General features: G+C 70.2%; 16 protein-coding genes and 1 pseudogene. 9 read left to right on the plus strand and 8 right to left on the minus strand.

The features are described 5' to 3' along the window. The first annotated feature begins 176 nt into the window (after positions 1–176). The gene (locus tag ABH920_RS17750; RefSeq protein ID WP_370350108.1) at positions 177–3,173 is read left to right on the plus strand and encodes a discoidin domain-containing protein; all 2,997 of its coding nucleotides are present in this window, start codon (positions 177–179) and stop codon (positions 3,171–3,173) included. Between the two features lie 90 nt (positions 3,174–3,263). On the opposite strand, the gene ABH920_RS17755 is transcribed toward ABH920_RS17750, so the two are convergent. After that, positions 3,264–3,788, minus strand: a complete 525-nt coding sequence (locus ABH920_RS17755) for a TrmH family RNA methyltransferase (RefSeq protein WP_370350109.1) — start codon at positions 3,786–3,788, stop codon at positions 3,264–3,266. Between the two features lie 272 nt (positions 3,789–4,060). Between ABH920_RS17755 and ABH920_RS17760 the strand changes: the two genes are divergently transcribed. Together ABH920_RS17760 and ABH920_RS17765 are read left to right on the plus strand one after the other, a co-directional pair. Continuing rightward, entirely contained in the window at positions 4,061–4,441 is a 381-nt protein-coding gene (locus ABH920_RS17760; RefSeq protein ID WP_370350110.1) for a hypothetical protein, read from the plus strand. Between the two features lie 62 nt (positions 4,442–4,503). Beyond that, positions 4,504–5,085, plus strand: coding sequence for a sigma-70 family RNA polymerase sigma factor (locus ABH920_RS17765; protein WP_370350111.1), 582 nt, complete (start codon positions 4,504–4,506; stop codon positions 5,083–5,085). Positions 5,086–5,107: 22 nt separating this feature from the next. On the opposite strand, the gene ABH920_RS17770 is transcribed toward ABH920_RS17765, so the two are convergent. The 4 genes from ABH920_RS17770 to ABH920_RS17785 all read right to left on the minus strand — a co-directional run bounded on the left by ABH920_RS17770 (position 5,108) and on the right by ABH920_RS17785 (position 9,513). Next, complete coding sequence (locus ABH920_RS17770; RefSeq protein WP_370350112.1) at positions 5,108–5,485, minus strand: hypothetical protein; 378 nt, start codon at positions 5,483–5,485, stop codon at positions 5,108–5,110. 136 nt (positions 5,486–5,621) lie between these two features. Further along, positions 5,622–7,088 carry a glycosyl hydrolase family 79 C-terminal domain-containing protein gene (locus tag ABH920_RS17775; RefSeq protein WP_370350113.1) on the minus strand — a complete coding sequence of 489 codons (1,467 nt, stop codon included), beginning with the start codon at positions 7,086–7,088 and terminating at the stop codon, positions 5,622–5,624. A 207-nt stretch (positions 7,089–7,295) separates the two neighbouring features. Next, positions 7,296–8,420 carry an FAD-dependent oxidoreductase gene (locus tag ABH920_RS17780; protein ID WP_370350114.1) on the minus strand — a complete coding sequence of 375 codons (1,125 nt, stop codon included), beginning with the start codon at positions 8,418–8,420 and terminating at the stop codon, positions 7,296–7,298. Between the two features lie 127 nt (positions 8,421–8,547). After that, positions 8,548–9,513 (minus strand): zinc-binding alcohol dehydrogenase family protein, encoded by a 966-nt coding sequence (locus ABH920_RS17785; RefSeq protein WP_370350115.1) that lies wholly within the window; start codon positions 9,511–9,513, stop codon positions 8,548–8,550. A 77-nt stretch (positions 9,514–9,590) separates the two neighbouring features. On the opposite strand from ABH920_RS17785, the gene ABH920_RS17790 reads away from it, so the two are divergent. Together ABH920_RS17790 and ABH920_RS17795 are read left to right on the plus strand one after the other, a co-directional pair. Continuing rightward, positions 9,591–10,103: a MarR family winged helix-turn-helix transcriptional regulator gene (locus ABH920_RS17790; protein ID WP_370350116.1), complete on the plus strand. Its 513-nt coding sequence runs from the start codon at positions 9,591–9,593 to the stop codon at positions 10,101–10,103. Positions 10,104–10,200: 97 nt separating this feature from the next. After that, a complete protein-coding gene (locus ABH920_RS17795; protein WP_370350117.1) occupies positions 10,201–10,764 on the plus strand; it encodes a GNAT family N-acetyltransferase in 564 nt (187 codons plus the stop codon). Here the strand turns inward: ABH920_RS17795 and ABH920_RS17800 are convergent. Continuing rightward, on the minus strand, positions 10,761–10,994 hold the full coding sequence (locus ABH920_RS17800; RefSeq protein WP_370350118.1) for a hypothetical protein: 234 nt from the start codon (positions 10,992–10,994) through the stop codon (positions 10,761–10,763). The two genes, ABH920_RS17795 and ABH920_RS17800, sit on opposite strands and share 4 nt — an antisense overlap. Before the next feature lie 73 nt (positions 10,995–11,067). On the opposite strand from ABH920_RS17800, the gene ABH920_RS17805 reads away from it, so the two are divergent. Next, the gene (locus ABH920_RS17805) at positions 11,068–11,442 is read left to right on the plus strand and encodes a group 1 truncated hemoglobin (protein WP_370350119.1); all 375 of its coding nucleotides are present in this window, start codon (positions 11,068–11,070) and stop codon (positions 11,440–11,442) included. 28 nt (positions 11,443–11,470) lie between these two features. Here ABH920_RS17805 and ABH920_RS17810 read toward each other — a convergent pair whose 3' ends face one another. After that, the gene (locus ABH920_RS17810) at positions 11,471–13,465 is read right to left on the minus strand and encodes an Ig-like domain repeat protein (protein ID WP_370350120.1); all 1,995 of its coding nucleotides are present in this window, start codon (positions 13,463–13,465) and stop codon (positions 11,471–11,473) included. A gap of 160 nt (positions 13,466–13,625) precedes the next feature. Here ABH920_RS17810 and ABH920_RS17815 point away from each other — a divergent pair. Beyond that, positions 13,626–14,234, plus strand: a pseudogene (locus tag ABH920_RS17815) (2Fe-2S iron-sulfur cluster-binding protein); the annotation flags it as partial. Positions 14,235–14,315: 81 nt separating this feature from the next. Next, entirely contained in the window at positions 14,316–14,735 is a 420-nt protein-coding gene (locus ABH920_RS17820) for a hypothetical protein (protein WP_370350121.1), read from the plus strand. 25 nt (positions 14,736–14,760) lie between these two features. Here the strand turns inward: ABH920_RS17820 and ABH920_RS17825 are convergent, their stop codons facing one another. Then, positions 14,761–15,288: a TetR/AcrR family transcriptional regulator gene (locus ABH920_RS17825; protein WP_370350122.1), complete on the minus strand. Its 528-nt coding sequence runs from the start codon at positions 15,286–15,288 to the stop codon at positions 14,761–14,763. A gap of 86 nt (positions 15,289–15,374) precedes the next feature. Here ABH920_RS17825 and ABH920_RS17830 point away from each other — a divergent pair, with 86 nt between their 5' ends. Next, positions 15,375–16,277, plus strand: coding sequence for a TIGR03564 family F420-dependent LLM class oxidoreductase (locus ABH920_RS17830; protein ID WP_370350123.1), 903 nt, complete (start codon positions 15,375–15,377; stop codon positions 16,275–16,277). Positions 16,278–16,279: the final 2 nt, after the last annotated feature.

Consider the following 16,279-nt stretch of genomic DNA (forward strand, 5'->3'; position numbering starts at 1 on the left):
GCGTTACCTGCTGTCAATACAGAGCTGGTTCCGGAACTGGTTTCGGTAGCGGTTCCGAAACCAGTTCCGGAACCGGTTCCTTCTTGACACCCCACAGCAGAGGGTTGACGATTCAGGACCGAAGGGGCGCCCTCCCCGCATGGTCAGTTCACCGCCGCCACCCGCGTAGGAGGGTCATGTTCCCCGCACGAAGATCGTCGGCTTTACTGCTGGTCCTGGCTTTGATGCTCGCTGTTCTGTCCGTACCGTCACTCGGGGCGGTACGGGCCCGGGCGGCGAGTTGCGACACCGGTACGAACCTGGCTCTGAACAAGACCGCGACGGCTTCCTCGATCGAGGGTGCCGGTACCCCGGCCTCGGCCGCGGTGGACGGGAACACTGGGACGCGCTGGTCGTCGCAGTTCTCTGACCCGCAGTGGCTCCAGGTCGACCTGGGCAGCACGCAGAGCATCTGCGAGGTCGTTCTGAACTGGGAGACCGCCTCAGGCAAGGCCTACCAGATCCAGACCTCGAACGACGGCTCGACCTGGACGAGCATCTACTCGACCACCACCGGCCCCGGCGGCACCGAAACGCTGAACGTGTCCGGCAGCGGTCGCTACATCCGCATGTACGGCACGGCGCGCAACACCGGCTACGGCTACTCGCTGTGGGAGTTCAGCGTCTACGGAGGCGGGGGCAGCACTCCGCCTCCGCCGAACTGGAACCTGGTGTGGCAGGACACGTTCGGCGGCACGGCCGGCACCGCGCCGTCGGCGTCCAACTGGATCGAGGACACCGGCCACAACTCGCCGGGCGGTCCGGCGGACTGGGGCACCGGTGAGGTCGAATCGGCCTCGTCGTCCACCGCAAACGTTTCCGTGGACGGCAACGGCCACCTGAACATCACAGCCCTCGAAGACAGCTCGGGGAACTGGACCTCAGGCCGCATCGAGACGCAGCGTTCCGACTTCGCCGCCCCGGCCGGCGGCGAGCTGGAGGTCACCGCGACCATCAAGCAGCCGAACGTGGCGAACCCGGCCGGCTACTGGCCCGCGTTCTGGGCCCTGGGCAACGGATCGCGGACGGGTTCGGGCACCTGGCCGGCCATCGGCGAGACCGACATCATGGAGAACGTCAACGGCCATTCGACCACCTCGTCCGGCCTGCACTGCGGGGTCGCGCCGAACGGTCCGTGCAACGAGTACAGCGGGCGTGGCAGCGGTCTGCGAACCTGCAGCGGCTGCCTGAGCGCGTACCACACGTACACCGAGGTCATCGACCGCACGCAGTCCGACGAGCAGATCCGCTTCTCGGTGGACGGCGTGCAGACCTGGTCGGTCAGCGAGAGCCAGGTCGGCGTGACCACCTGGCAGAACGCCGTGGACCACGGCTTCTTCCTGATCCTGGACCTGGCGGTCGGCGGCTCCTGGCCGAACGCCGACTGCGGCTGCACCTCGCCGACCGCGGCCACCACCTCCGGCGGCACGCTGAGCGTCGGACCGATCTCCGTCTACACCACGACCGGCCCGGCTCCGACCCCGCTGACGCCGCCGCCGGCCGCGACCGGCTCGAACGTCGTGAAGGTCACCGGCAGTCAGGGGAACTGGCAGCTGAACGTCAACGGCTCGCCGTACCAGGTGAAGGGCGTCACGTGGGGCCCGGGCAACCAGGCCGGCGACGGCTACCTCAACGACGCCGCCTCGATGGGCGTCAACACCATCCGCACCTGGGGTACCGACGGGACGTCGCAACCACTGCTGGACGCGGCGGCGGCGCGCGGCATCAAGGTGATCAACGGCTTCTGGCTGAATCAGGGAGCTGACTACGTCAACGACACGACGTACAAGACCAACACCCTGAACACCATCAAACAGTACGTCGCGCAGTACAAGGACCATCCCGCGACGCTGATGTGGGACGTCGGGAACGAGGTCATCCTCACCTCGCAGAACTACACGTATCCCAACGGCGCCACGGTCGAGCAGGAACGCGACGCGTACGCGCAGTACGTCGAGCAGATCACCGAGGCGATCCACGCCATCGACCCGAACCACCCGGTCACCTCGACCGACGCCTGGACCGGCGCCTGGCCGTACTACAAGCAGTACACGCCGAGCCTGGACCTGCTCGCGGTGAACTCCTACGGCTCGGTCTGCAACGTGAACACGGACTGGACCAACGGCGGGTACACCAAGCCGTACATCGTCACCGAGTCCGGCGACGCCGGCGAGTGGGAGGTGCCGAACGACGCCAACGGCGTGCCGACCGAGCCCACCGACCAGCAGCAGCGCGACGGCTACACCAGCGCGTGGAACTGCATCGCCGGGCATCCCGGCGTCTCCTTCGGCGGGACGCTGTTCAACTACGGCGTCGAGAACGACTTCGGCGGCGTCTGGTTCAACCTGCTCACCGGCGGCTGGCGGCGGCTGTCGTACTACGCGGTCAAGCAGGCCTTCACCGGCCAGGCGCAGACCAACACCCCGCCAGAGATTACGTCGATGACGCTCAGCAACACCGCGAGCGTCCCGGCCGGGGGCCAGTTCACCGTGAACGTCGCGGCGAACAACCACACCGGCGACGCGCTGAGCTACAACGTCGCGTTGTCCAGCAAGTACGTGAACAGCGCCACCGCGCTGCAGTCGCCGTCCAGCTACACGCAGACCGGCCCGGGAGCGTTCACCGTCACCGCGCCGCAGACGCTCGGCGTGTGGAAGGTCTACGTGTACGTCTACGACCAGCACGGCGGCGTCGGCATCCAGTCCGCGTCGTTCCGCGTGGTCGCGCCGCCGGTCGCGGGGACGAACGTGGCGCTGGGCAAACCGACCACGGCCTCGTCCTTCCAGGCCGCGGGCAACGGGCAGACCTACGTGGCGTCGAACGCCACCGACGGCAACTGGTCGACCCGGTGGGCCAGTGATTGGAGCGATCCGCAGTGGCTCCAGGTCGATCTGGGTCAGAGCACTGCGATCAAGCACATCCAGCTGGGCTGGGAGTCCGCGTACGGCAAGGCGTACCAGATCCAGGTCTCGAACGACGGGACGAACTGGACCACCGTGTACAGCACCACGACCGGTGCCGGCGGGGTGGAGACGTTCGATGTCTCGGGGACCGGCCGGTATGTGCGCATGTACGGGACGCGGCGCGGAACCACGTACGGCTACTCGCTGTACGAGTTCGGCGTCTATGCATGATCGCGAGTGATGTGAGCGTTTGACCAGGTGGTGGGGTCCGGGCCTTCGGGTCCGGGCCCCACCGGTGGTCGCAACGGGCGGCACGTCCCGTCACAAAAGCCCGGCCAGTCGGTACAGCACCAGCGATCCCGCCACGGCCACGTTCAGGCTGGCACCGGTGCCGATCATGGGGATCTCGACGGCCAGGTCGAGGAGTTCCACGGCGTCGGGCGGGATGCCGTCGCGTTCGTGGCCGAGGACCAGGACGGTGCGGGTGCGGGCGGCCGGGAGGTCGGCGAGGCGGACGGCTTCGTCGGCGAGTTCGGCGCCGACGACGTTCGTGTCCTTGCGCGCGTGCTGGCGGGAGAGCCAGGTGAGCTGGTCGCCGGTCCAGTGCACGCAGGCGGGTTTGCGCAGGGTGTTGCCGCGGGCCAGGGCGTCGGGGACCCAGGGGAGCTTCGGGACGGCCAGGCAGGCGCCGACCGCGTCGCAGGTGCGCAGGAGGGTGCCGAGGTTGGCGTCGTGCATCGGCCACAGGGGTGCGGCGATGAGGTGGTCCCAGCAGCTGTGGGTGCGGCGGCGGCGTTCGGTGCGCAGATCGCGGGGTGACTTCACCCGCACGGCGGATGCGGTCACCGGAGGGGCTTCTGCGGCTCCGGCAGAGAGGTCGAGATCGTCGGGCGGATCATCGAGGACTTCATTTCGGTGGCGGCGCTTCGCGGCGCGCCGGGGCCATCGACGGAGGGTTCTGTTGTCTTGCTGTGGTGTCTTGCTGTGGTGTCCACGATAGCGCGCCGGGGTGTGGGGACGGCGGCGAGAAAGTCGGAAGTCGTGTCAACGCGCGGCCGGCGGGCGGAGTTGAGGAGGGCGTGGCAGGGCGATGGGCCCGCCGGGGAAGAGGGTGTGACATGGCGATCGCGCGGAAGCGGAACCTGCGGAGTACGGGTGTCGGGGTGGGGCTGGGGGTGCTGGCCGTGACCGGGATCGGGATCGGGGTGTCGCAGGCGGCTTCGGCGGGCGCCGGGGGTGTGGGGCCGGCGGGCTCGGTGGTGCCGGGCGGGCCGGTTTCTTCGGGGCCGGGTTCGGCGCCGGTGTCGAGTGGGCCTTCGGCTTCGGGGTCGTCTTCGGCGCCCGGCGGGCCGGTGTCCTCGGGGTCGTCGGGGTCGTCTTCTGCGCCGAGCGGGCCGGTGTCCTCGGGGCCCGGCTCCGGTGGCTGGTCCTCCTCGCCTTCGGGCCCGGTCGACACCCGCTCGTCCGGCTCGGCGCCGGTGTCGTCGGCGGCGCGCTGAGGTGATCAACTGGTGTACCGTCCAGTCCCCGCGGCAGTGCAGGAGGCCGTCGCGGGGTGGGCGTGGCTGACGGGAGCGCAGCGTTGGGGGACCGGGCGGAGGCGGACTTCGAGCTCTTCGCGCGCGGGATCATGCACCGGCTGCTGCGCACCGCGGTCTTCCTGGTCGGGGACCGGCACACCGCCGAGGACCTGGTGCAGGTCTCGCTGGAGCGCACGGCGCGGCACTGGCGGCGCATCGGGGGCGACAATCCTGAGGCGTACTCGCGCAAGGTGCTGGTGAACCTCGCGATCGACCGGACGCGGAAGCTCAAGCGCGGGCGTGACACGCCGATCGGTGATGCCACCGATCTGGACCTGCTCGGCTCTGGCCGGGATGCGGTGGGTGGGTCGGGGTCTCCTTCCGGTTCCGGGCCCGGGTCCGGCTCGGGCGACGCGGATCCGTCCGGCGACCTCGCCGCCGGCCTGGCCGCGCTGCCCGCCCGGCAGCGTGCGGTCCTGGTGCTGCGCTACTGGTGCGACCTGGACGAGCGCGAGATCGCCGACACGCTCGGCATCTCGACCGGCTCGGTGAAGACGCACGCGTCCCGGGGGCTCAAAGCGCTCCACGGCCGACTGACCTCGACAAGTGAGGTTCCACGATGAGCGATCAGGCTGAGCGGGTCGATTACGGCGAATACGGGGAACAGGCGCTGCGGGCACACTTCGCCACCCGGGCCGAGGACATCCAGCCTTCGGCGGATCTGGCGCGTCGGGTCGCCGCGATCCGTCCGTCGTCGCAGGAGCGGCGGTTTTCGTTGCGGATGTCGGTTCTGGCTATCGGGACGGTTGCTGCGGTGGGTGCCGCGACCGCTGTGCTGGTGCTGAGTACGCATTCGGCTCCCGCGCCCGACCGTACGACTCCGGTGGGACCGCCGGCCAGTACTTCGACGCCGATGCCGTCTGTTTCCGGCACCTCGGGCTTGCCGCAGACCACCGGTAGCGGTCCCGGATCCAGCAGCGCGTCGACGTCGTCGTCAGGACCTTCATCGCGGTTGTCATCCATGGGGTCCAGTTCGGGAGCGGATTCGAGTGGGAGCTCCAGTGGTGGTCCGGCGGCGGACCCCGGCGTGAGCTCGCACTGACTGCTCTCTACGCCGGGCCCGCTCCATGGCCGAATCCTGTCCGAATCCGGGGCGCCGTCAGCTGAATCGGATGATGACCGCGCTTCCCGCCTGCACCGTCACGCTCGCGTTCCCGTGCCGCACTTCGACCGGCGTCTGCTGCGGGGTTCCGAACGCTCCGTGTGCGCCGACTTGCTGTCCGCCGAGCGTGATTCCGGAGGTCGCTGCCAGCCCGGCCGGGGAAGTCGTGGTCAGCGCGGTGAGGCTTCCGCGGTGCAGGCCGCGCAGGCCGAGGTTCAGGTTCACCGTCGTGGCTGTGTGGCTCGCCGGGTCTTGGACGTCGTCGAGCACCACCGTCAGGTGGCCGTGGTCGCGGATGGCGTAGGCGCGTACGTCGGCGGCGTCCGGGTTGTCCAGCGCGACGAACTCCCCGCTCCCGACGAGCTCGGTGGCGAGCATTCCGTAGTACAGCGGACGCGGTGTCAGGTCGCCGGTCGTCGGGCAGAGCGGGGTGTACGGGTCGCAGCCGGCGGCGTTGGTGCCGTCCATGAACTCCGCGCTGGTGATGCCGTCCTGCGCGAGCAGCAGGTTGTAGTCCAGGGACCACAGTGCCGAGGCGAAGGTGTCGCTGACCCCTGCGGTACCGGCGCAGACCGTGGAGTTGGTCTCGCTCATCGCCGCCGGGACGTGGAGCTGGCGCGCCGCGCTCAGCGCCGCCTGCGCGTTGGCGTTCTCGTACTGCACCGAGGCGGTGCCCAGCAGCTGCGGGATGGTCGCGACCTGGGTGCCGCAGGCGCTCGTCGGGTAGGTGTGGTCGGTGACGAGGGAGACGTCCGGGTGCGCGGCGTCGGCGGCGGCGAAGCCGGCGAGCCACGAGCTGTGGTTCGTCTCGGCCTCCGGCCCGGTCAGCCGGATGCCCGGCACGGCGGCCCGGATCGCGGCGGCGTAGGTCTCGAAGTCGGCGTAGTAGGCGGCGGCGTCGGCCTCGTAGAAGTTGGGCTCGTTGCCGACCTCGATCGCCAGCAGCGAGCGCCCGAAGATCTGCTGCGCGTAGCGTGCCTCATCAGCGGCCCGTGCCGGATCCCGGTGCTTGAGGTTCACCGCGAGGATCACCTTCCAGCCGGCCGCCTTCGCGATCGCCGCCAGCGGCGCCAGCTTCGCCGGCGTGATGGTGCCGGACGTGGCCCAACTCGGCGGCGTCTCGCCGGTGGAGGTCCAGAACGTGCCGTCGCCGGAGTTGCCCCCGACCCGAATGGTCCCGGCCGGACCCAGCGTCCTGAGATACCCGGCGAGGTCGGTACTGGAGTAGTTGTCGGCGGCGACCGTCGCGGCCCCGAACGAGAGCCCGACGAAGCCTGCGGGGAGCCGCTGGCCGGTCTGGCCGGGGTGGACGGTGATGGCCAGGCCGGTGGATGTGGCCCTGGCGGCCGCAGGGGCTGTCGACGTGGGCTGATGCGCCGCGGCGCCGGTCAGCGCGGCGGCGAGGCTGGCGGCGGCGAGGGTCGCGGCAGCCGTGACGGCGCGCGTGCGTATAACGGTCTTCATGGTCGCTGTGACAGCTCCTGGCTCGACGCGGGATCCGTGACTGGAACGTGGGCGTGCGCGCGTGCGGTACACAATGTCGTCCGCGTATACGGGGCCGCACAAGGAGTTGGCGGGTAAAATTTCAGATTAGTGACTGGCGTTCATATATATGAACGCTGATGGCGCGAGGGCGACCGGCTGAGCTGGGTCTGGCGAGCCGGCTCGGCCTCAGGCCAGCTTCGCTTCGGGCGCGAACGCGGGCAGCTTGTCGAGGCTGCTCTGCACGGCCTGGGCGCCGTACTCGAACATCTGGCGCTCGTAGTCGTCGACCGCGCCGAGCAGGTCCCGGCGGCCGGCGTCGGCCTCGATCAGGCGGCGGCGGAGCAGGTCGGCATCGCGTAGTGCGGTGTTGGCGCCGTTGCCGCCGGTCGGGGAGGTGGCGTGGATGGCGTCGCCGAGGAGGGTGACCGGGCCGGGGGTCCAGCGGTCGCCGGGCTTGACCACGCGGATGGACAGCAGGGTGCTGTTGTCCGGGTCGGCCTGCTCGATCAGTGCGCGCAGCTCCGGGTGCCAGCCGTCCATACGGGACAGTACGGCGTCCTGCGGGCTCAGGTCGTGCAGCGAGCCGTCCGGCGGCAGGATCATGGCCCAGCGCACGTAGTCGCCGATGTCGGGCAGCGTGACTTCGGGCGCCAGGCGCTCGGCGGCCTGCTTCGGCGGGGTGGGGAAGCGCATCGCGCCGAGGAGCAGGCTGACGCCGTCACCGGCGATCTTGGAGCCGTAGGCCTTGGACAGGCCGGCGAACTCGTCGGTCAGCGGGGTGCGGCCGATGACGAACCGGACGCCGGTGTCGGTCGGGGTGGTCTGCGGCGTCAGCACCCGGCGCACCGCGGAGGTGACGCCGTCCGCGCCGACGAGCAGGTCGGCGGTGGCCGGACCGCGGCGGGCGAACTCGCTGCGGACGGTGCCATCGGCCTGGACGTCGTAGCCGGTCAGCGCGGCGTCGGTGTGCACGGTGAGGCCGGTCAGCAACAGATGGCGCAGCACCTGCCGGTCGACCACGATGCCGGTCCGGCCCGCGCCGAGCCGGCCGATCTCGTTCAGCTGCGGGTCCAGGATCAGCTGCTCGGCGGCGGCGTCCATGACGATCTCGTTCAGCAGCGGGTGCCACCGCGTCGGCAGGCAGTCGCGCACGGCCTGGTAGCCGATCGGGTCCAACACCAGCCGGTAGCCCTGGAACCGGGCGACGATGCCCGGGTCGCGCTCGAAGACGTCGGCCTCGATACCGGCACCGCGCAGACCCTGCGCGAGAGCCAGACCGCCCAGACCGGCTCCGACTATGGAAACTCGCATCACGTACCTCCGAGGTAGTTACGAACTTAGTTCGTTCGGTTTGACGATCTAAGTTCTACTGGGCGAACTTAGTTCGTGTCAACTCGTGGCGAGTGACGAGTGGTGAGTGGCGAGTGGCGTATTCAGGTCAGGGGACCAGAACGGTCCGCACGCCCGGAACCTCAGGCGCAGCCCACGCCGCCTCGACGTCGGCCAGGGCGACGACCCGGGTGCCGACGGCGATGCCCCCGGCGTCGATCTCGGCGATGAGCGACGGCAGCTCGGCCAGATACCCCCTGGTCGAGACCGCCCCCTGGCCGTTGCCCTGGATCCGGAGGTTCGCCGAGCGCAGCGCCACCGACGGCAGCTCGATCGTCGGACCGGCGACCGCCCCGATCTGGATCCAGTCGAGCGCGCGGCTGCGGTCGGCGCGGCCGCCGAGCAGCGCCATCATCGTCTCGCTCGCGGGCCTGCCCCACAGGTAGTCGACGACCAGGTCGACCTCGCCGGCCGCGGCCGCCAGCGCGGCGCCGGTCGCCTCGGCGTCGTCGGTCAGCGCCACGACGGCGTCCGCGCCCAGATCCGCGAGCGTCGCCAGGCGGTCGCGGTCACGTCCCGCGCCGACGACGCGCCCGGCCCCCAGCCGCTTGGCCACCTGCACGGCCATCCGCCCCGCGTTGCCGGTCGCGCCCAGGACCAGCACCGACTGCCCGGCCTGGATCGGCACCCGGCGGCGCAGCGCCACCCACGAGGACATGGCCGGGTTCATCGCCGCGGCGATCTTCACCGCGTCGGCGCCCTCCGGCAGCGGCACGCAGCGGCGCCGGTCGACGATCGTCCGGGTCGCCATCGAGCCGACCAGGTCGTCATCGGCGGCGAAGTACACCAGCGAACCGTCCGGCCGGCGGCCGACGCCGTCGATGCCCGGGACCATCGGCAGCTTCCCGGTGCTGGTGTAGTGCTTGCCCGAGGCGTCGGTCCGCACCCGCGGGTGCAGGCCCACGGCGACGACGTCCACGAGCTCCTGGTCCTCGCCGGCCGGAGCCGGTAGCTCGAACGGCTCGTAGCGCGGCGGGTCGTCGAACGAGCTGACCACTGCGGCCTGGATCTCCATGTCACACTCCGATCACTTGGTTTGTCTCGCATACTAAGTTAGTTGGCGTCACATACTTTTGCAAATAGACTGGGTCCATGGACTCCTCGCACGCCCCGCAGAGCCCGGCAACGCCGCCTCCCGGCGAAGACCTCGGGCTGGTGGACGCCCTCACGCAGCTGTCGTTCCTGGTGCAGCAGGCGCTGGGCGAGGTGGCGGGGGAGTTCGAACTGTCGATCATCCAGACCCGGCTGCTGGGCATCCTGTCGGACCGGGAGCCGACGATGAACGAGCTGGCCGGCTACCTGAGCCTGGACAAGTCCTCGATCACCGGGCTGGTCAGCCGGGCGGAGAAGCGGGACCTCGTGAGGCGGAGCGTGAGCACGTCCGACCGCCGGTCATTCCAGGTGTCGATCACGGAAACCGGACGGCAGTTGGCGAGCCAGATCCATGCGACCTTCACCGGTCGGATCGAGGCGCTGGTCGCCGGGCTGCCCGACGGCGACCGCAGGCGGCTGTCGCACCTGGCCACGCAGGTCCTCGCCGCCGACGCCGACCGGCGCGGCCTCGACCTGTTCCCACGCGGGGGAGTGCCCTCCGCGAGGACGTGACGCGACCTGCCGCAGAGGTAGTCCTGCCGCGAAAACTCATTGCGAGCGCTCGGTATCGGATGTCTGATTGACCGGCTACCGATCATGGGAGGAACATGTGAGCACGTCCCTGCGCGCCCCCTCGTTGCAGACCGCTCGCCTTCGACTGCGCGCCTTCGAAGACTCGGACGCGGACGCCCTCTTCGCTCTGCAGAGCAACGCTTATGTGCTGCGCTACTGGGACAGTCTGCCGTGGACCGAACGCGCGCGGGCCGAGCAGTTCATCGCACGTTGCCGGCAGATGGAAAGCGAGGGCTCCGGGGTGCGACTGGCCGTGGACCGCGTCTCCGACGGGGCGTTCATCGGCTGGTGCACGGTGCCAGCGTGGAATCCGGACTTCCGGAGCGCGAAGCTGGGCTACTGCTTCGACGATGCCGCGTGGGGCCAGGGTTATGCGACCGAGGCCGGGCGCGCTCTGCTCGGGTGGGCGTTTGACACGCTGGACTTGAATCGCGTGCAATCCGAGACCGATACGCGCAACGTGGGATCTGCTCGCGTTCTGGAGAAGCTCGGCTTCGTGCGCGAGGGGACGTTGCGGGAGGACTGCATCGTCGACGGCGTGGTCTCCGATTCGTGGGTCTACGGGCTGCTCCGGCGGGAGTGGCGGCCGTCCGGCGACTAGTGCGCGGAAGCCAGCAGGCCGATGCCTGCCAAGCCTTTCAAAACCTCGGCGACCATCCCGTCCGGCCATTCGGCGAACGTGCCGACCTCGTGCTCGGGCAGGCTGTCCTCGACGTACCACGCCTGGGGTTCGGCGGGCGCGTTCGGTTCGCCGGACCCGTCTGGTTCGGGTTCCGGTTCCGGTATTCGCCGCAGTCGCGCTCCGCTCGGGCACTGATCGCGGATACGCACCGTGCGGAAGCTCTCACCGAACCGTCACCAGTCGGCAATCCCGACCGTATGGAGCAGCCCTGAAATCGATGCCATGAGCATCTACGAGGCGATCGGCGGTGCGCCTGCTCTGGTGGCGGCCGTCGAGGATTTCTACGCGAGGGTCCTGGCGGACACGGAGCTCGTGGGCTACTTCGAGGGTGTGGATCTTGAGCGGCTGAAGGCGCATCAGCGTTCGTTCCTGGCCGCCGCGGTCGGTGGCTCCGAGATCTACGCCGGCCGCGCGATGAAGGAGGCGCACGCACGCCTGGCGGTCACTCAGAAGCACTTCGACCGCGTCGTGGGCCACCTTGTGGACACGCTCACGGAGCTGGATGTCCCCGCCGACATCATCGGCGACATCGGCAGCAAGCTGATTCCGCTGCAGGAAGTCATCGTCGTCCCTGCAGCGGAACGAGTCCGGCTGTGAGTCGAGCCCGGCAATTCGCCCAGCCCGGCTATGAACCGGAACTAAGCACCTCGACGGCTGCCATGTTCCAGGTATCGCCGGTCGGTGCGGTGTCGGAGAGGGTGACCTTGGTCCCCGACGGGATGGTCGTCCCGCTGGTGCCCTGGGTCCAGTAGGTGTCCCCGGAGGCGGTGTCCACCCACTGGCTGTACAGCCGCTGCCCCGAGGCGACGGTCCGGGCCTGCGCGTCGGTGTAGTCCTCGCCGACGCCGTACACCTGCGAGCCGGCCCCGGTCGTGGTCAGCGACACGTGTCCGACACCGGTGGAACTGCCGGCCGCGGCGCTCGCCCCGACCCGCGTCGCGCCGGTGATCACCAGGACGGTCAGTTGTTGGTCGAAGCCGTCGAACTGCGGTGAGGAGGCGACGGCGTAATCGGACAGCGGACCGGAGGCGTAGGCGGACCAGATCTCCGCGGTACCGCCCTGGTTGTCGGCGCGCTTCACCAGCGTCCAGTCGAGACCCGAGCTCGTGATGCTGGCGCTCTGCTTCTGCGCGGGGCCGTCTGAGCTGACGAACGCGAGCAGCAGCCGGGGACCCGTGGTGTACAGCGTGCTGATCACGATGCCGGTTCCGGTCGCGTTGTAGGCCTGCTCGACGTTCACGCCGGCGGGGATCACCTGGACGCTCACCACGCTTGAGGCCGAGCGCAACAGTCCGGGCGCGGCCGGAGTGAAGGCGGCGCTGAGGCTGTGGATGTCGAGCGTCAGCGAGGAGGTGCTGAGGGTGGCGGTGCCGTTGGTGACCGGCACGGGTGCGCCCAGGGGGACGGGGCCGTAGGCCGACGACGTCCGGTCGTAGAACTGCACCGTCCCGGAGTCCGCTCCCGACACCGTCGCCGTCAGCGTCACCGGCTTTCCTTGCGTGGCGGTCCCGGTCGGGGCGGTCGTCAAGGACACGGCCGTGCCGGACGAGGTCGGGCCCAGGGCGATGCCGGTGGGATAGCCGGCCAGGCCGAGCGCGCCGCTCTGGGTCGGGCCGGCGGTGTCGAACGCTGTGACCGAGCCCCCCGGGTTCATGGTGCCGTCGGAGGCGCCCACGTAGAGCTTGCTCCCGGCACTGTCGATGGCCTCGGCGAGGATGCCCGTGCCCGCCTGCAGGATGTGCAGGACATTGCGAGTCGCCAGATCGATGCCCAGGACCTCGCCGGCCGGGCCCTGGCCGACGTACGCCGTCGTGCCCGCCGGGTTGACGACCACGCGGGTCGGATTGCCGACGAAGGTCGCCAGCGAGACGGTGGCGGTTACGGAGTCCGTCGCGGCGTCCACGACGTACAGGGAGTGCGTGGCCCAGTCGGTCACGTAGGCGTGGGCTCCGGTGCCGTCGACGGCCACGTATCCGGTGGAGGTGCCGCAGGCGACGGTCGCCACGACCGTGTCGGTGGCGGTGTCGATCACTGACAGGACTCCGCCAGGCCCGGTGCTGTAGAGCCGGGTCCCGTCCGGGCTCAGGGCCAGGCCCTCGCCGCCGGCCGCGATGGTGGCGGTCACGGTCTGCGCGGCGGTGTCGACGACGTGGACCGATCCGGTGCCGCTGGAGTCGGCGACGTACGCCTGGGCGCCGGAGGGGGAGATCGCGATGTCACCGTTGCTCGCGCCGACCGGGATCGTCCCGAGGGTCGCGTCGGTCACCGGGTCCATGACGACGACGGCGCCCTGCGTGGTCCCGTAGACCCGGGTCCCCGCCGGGTTCACCGCGATGCCGTTCAGGTACTGGGGCATGGTGTGGAAGTCGACGAGCGAGTCGGTCCGGGTGTCCATCACGGCCAGGGCGTTCGGCAGGCCGAAGGCTCCGCCCACGGCGACGTAGGCGAGTTGTCCGGTCACCGGGTCGGCGGCGGCCGTGCGGACGGCGGGGGAGTCTGTCGCGGAGGCGGGTGCCGCGGCGCTGCCGGCGACACACAGCATCGCCGCCGCTGCCAGTGCGGCCCGCCTGCGGCGCGGCACGAACCAGCGCGGACGGCTTGCTCGGGGAGTACGGGACATGGCGTCAGCATTCCTTCCGGGGTGATGTGACGACTATCGCAGAACTCTAATTTGCCCGGTTGATCGTTGGGAACGCCTTCCGTCCAGGTTGAGACGGACTGCCGTCAGAGAATCCGACTCCTGATTCGCCAGCCTTCGCGCTCTGGCCGCCTCTACGAACCGGCTGTCGGTCGGGACGCGCGTCTCGGCACGCGGGCCGCGCAACCGCTTCGAGCTGCGGCCGGCCGAGCGCTACCGGTTCGTTGCCGGCGGCATCGGCATCATCCCGATTCTGCCGATGATCGCTGCGGCCGAGGCCGCCGGCGCGCAGTGGTCGCTCTTGTACGGCGGACGGAGCCGGTCCTCGATGGCGTTCGTTGACGAACTGGCCCGCTACGGCGACCGGGTCATCCTGCGTCCGCAGGACCGGCACGGCCTGCTCGACCTCGCCGGGCACCTCGGCGTACCCGCGCCGGGGACCGAGGTCTACTGCTGCGGGCCGGGCGGCCTGCGCGACGCGGTCGAAGCGTATTGCCGCACCACCGGCTGGCCCGAACCGCACGTCGAGCGCTTCGAGCCGAAGGCGGGCGCCGTGGCACGCGGTGCGGCCGCCGGCGACCGCCGGTTCGAGATCGAGCTGTCCCGCACCCGCGGCGTCTTCGACGTCCCGGCCGACGCATCGATCCTCGACAGGTTGCGCGCGGCCGACGTGCCGGTCCTCTACTCCTGCACCGAGGGCACCTGCAGGACGTGCGAGACCGACGTCCTGGACGGCGTCCCGGCGCGGCGGGCGACACGATGATGTGCGGATAGTGAATCTGTACCCTGATTCACAAGGCGAGTGGCGTCTGGGGCGGGACGGGTGAACGGCATGCCCTGGGAATCGCTGGGACCGGACATCATCTCCAACCCCGCGGTGATCTCCGGGGCATCCGGCCGCATCGACGTGTTCGGCGTGGGAACCGACCATCGCTACTGGCACAAGTGGTCCACCGGCACCGGCTGGACCTCCTGGCAGCCGGAGCCCGGTGCCCCGCAGCCGGGAGTCCTGTTCGACTTCGCGCCGGCCGTCTCCGCCTGGGGACCTGTCCGGCTGGATGTCTTCACTCAGGGCACTGACTTCGCCGCCTACCACTGGTGGACCGGCGCCGCGTGGCAGCCCTGGGAGGGGTTGGGGGCCAACGCGCCGCCGATCGTGTCGGGCCTCGCCGTCGTCTCCTGGGCGCCGGGCCGCACCGATCTGTTCGGTATCGACCAGTCGGGGCACGTCGAGCACAAGTACTACGGGTAGCCGGTCCGGCGGCTGACTTCCGAACCTAGTCCTTCGGCGCGCGCAGGCCGGCGAGCAGCACGCGGGTCAGGTAGTCGTCGGGCCGAGCGCCGCAGCGGCAGACCGCCACGTTGAGCACGCGCACCACCTCGGCCGGCGGCACGTCGGCGCGCAGGTCGCCCTCGCGTTGCGCGGCTGCGGCGATGGCCGCGATCAGTGTGTTGACCTCGGCTTCCAGCGCGAGCAGTTCGGGGCTTTCCGGTGCGTCGGCGATCAGAGACTTGATCAGCGCCAGCGGCAGGGCCATGCAGCGGTCCACGAGTCGTAGTAGCGCCTCCCACGCCGGGGTTCTGCCGACTTCCGCGCGCGTGGACTCCAGCAGGGTGCGCAGGGTGTCGATCGCGATGTCCTCCAGCAGGGCGCGGCGATCCGGGAAGTGCCGGTAGAGGGTGCCGACGCCCACGCCTGCCTCCCGTGCGATGTCCTCCATCGACACGGCCTCGCCCCGTTCGGCGGCCAGGCGGAAGGCGGCGCTCGTGATCGCCGAGCGATTGCGCAGCGCGTCCGCTCGCATCCGTGGCCTCCCATCAACCGGAATCTCTGATTCAGCTTATGCTACCTTCGCAGAAGCGGAATATTGAATTCACCTTGGAGTGCGCCATGCGGATCGGACTTTACGTAGCAGACCAGAGCGACCCCCAGTCCCAGATCGGGCAGGCTCGGACAGCGGCTGAACACGGCCTGGCCAGCGCGTTCTTCAACCAGGTCCTGGCGTGGGACCCGCTCACCGTCGCGGCGCTCGCCGGGGCGGCTGTGCCCGGGATCGAGCTGGGCACCGCCATCGTGCACACCTACCCGCGCCATCCGATCGCGCTGGCCGGGCAGGCGCTGACGGTGGCCGCGGCCACCGGCGGCCGGCTCACCCTCGGCGTCGGGCCGAGCCACAAGCAGTTCATCGAGGGCGTATATGGCCTGTCCTACGACCGGCCCGCACAGCACACCCGCGAATACCTGACCGCGCTGCGCACCGAACTGTCGGGTGCCGGCCATCTCCAGGTGCCGGGTGCGCAGCCTCCGTCCGTCCTGCTCTCCGCGCTCGGCCCGGTGATGCTCCGCATCGCCGGCGAGCTGGCCGACGGCACGATCACGGTGTGGGCGACCCCCGCGACGATCGCCGACCACATCCGGCCGAAGATCGACGCGGTGGCCGCGGACCCGCGCGTCGTGGCGACGGTCATGGTGAGCGTGACCGCCCGGCCGGACGCCGTGCGCGACGAGGTTGCCGCCGTGGTCGGCTTCGCGTCCGACTTCGCCAGCTACCGGACGCTGCTGGACCGCCAGGGGCAGCGCAACGTCGCGGAGACGGTCGTCGCCGGAGACCACGACGCCGTCGCCGCCGCGATCCGCGCGTACGCCGCCGCGGGCGCCACCGACCTGCTGGTCAGCCTGGTCGGCGACGACGCCGAGCAGGCCAGGACACTGGAACTGGCCGGTGAACTGGCCGGTGAACTGGCAGGCGAGCAGGCTGGCGACCTGGCTCGCGACCTGGCCGGCTCCGCGTGAGG

This window comes from Catenulispora sp. EB89 (assembly GCF_041261445.1).
GTDB lineage: Bacteria > Actinomycetota > Actinomycetes > Streptomycetales > Catenulisporaceae > Catenulispora.

Bases quoted from the DNA above. Each gene is read 5' to 3' on its own strand.
- ABH920_RS17830 (WP_370350123.1), top strand. From the start codon at position 15,375: ATGCGGATCGGACTTTACGTAGCAGACCAGAGCGACCCCCAGTCCCAG.
- ABH920_RS17760 (WP_370350110.1), top strand. From the start codon at position 4,061: ATGGCGATCGCGCGGAAGCGGAACCTGCGGAGTACGGGTGTCGGGGTG.
- ABH920_RS17775 (WP_370350113.1), bottom strand. From the start codon at position 7,088: ATGAAGACCGTTATACGCACGCGCGCCGTCACGGCTGCCGCGACCCTC.
- ABH920_RS17810 (WP_370350120.1), bottom strand. From the start codon at position 13,465: ATGTCCCGTACTCCCCGAGCAAGCCGTCCGCGCTGGTTCGTGCCGCGC.
- ABH920_RS17820 (WP_370350121.1), top strand. From the start codon at position 14,316: ATGCCCTGGGAATCGCTGGGACCGGACATCATCTCCAACCCCGCGGTG.
- ABH920_RS17750 (WP_370350108.1), top strand. From the start codon at position 177: ATGTTCCCCGCACGAAGATCGTCGGCTTTACTGCTGGTCCTGGCTTTG.
- ABH920_RS17770 (WP_370350112.1), bottom strand. From the start codon at position 5,485: ATGGATGACAACCGCGATGAAGGTCCTGACGACGACGTCGACGCGCTG.
- ABH920_RS17805 (WP_370350119.1), top strand. From the start codon at position 11,068: ATGAGCATCTACGAGGCGATCGGCGGTGCGCCTGCTCTGGTGGCGGCC.
- ABH920_RS17780 (WP_370350114.1), bottom strand. From the start codon at position 8,420: ATGCGAGTTTCCATAGTCGGAGCCGGTCTGGGCGGTCTGGCTCTCGCG.
- ABH920_RS17825 (WP_370350122.1), bottom strand. From the start codon at position 15,288: ATGCGAGCGGACGCGCTGCGCAATCGCTCGGCGATCACGAGCGCCGCC.
- ABH920_RS17790 (WP_370350116.1), top strand. From the start codon at position 9,591: ATGGACTCCTCGCACGCCCCGCAGAGCCCGGCAACGCCGCCTCCCGGC.
- ABH920_RS17785 (WP_370350115.1), bottom strand. From the start codon at position 9,513: ATGGAGATCCAGGCCGCAGTGGTCAGCTCGTTCGACGACCCGCCGCGC.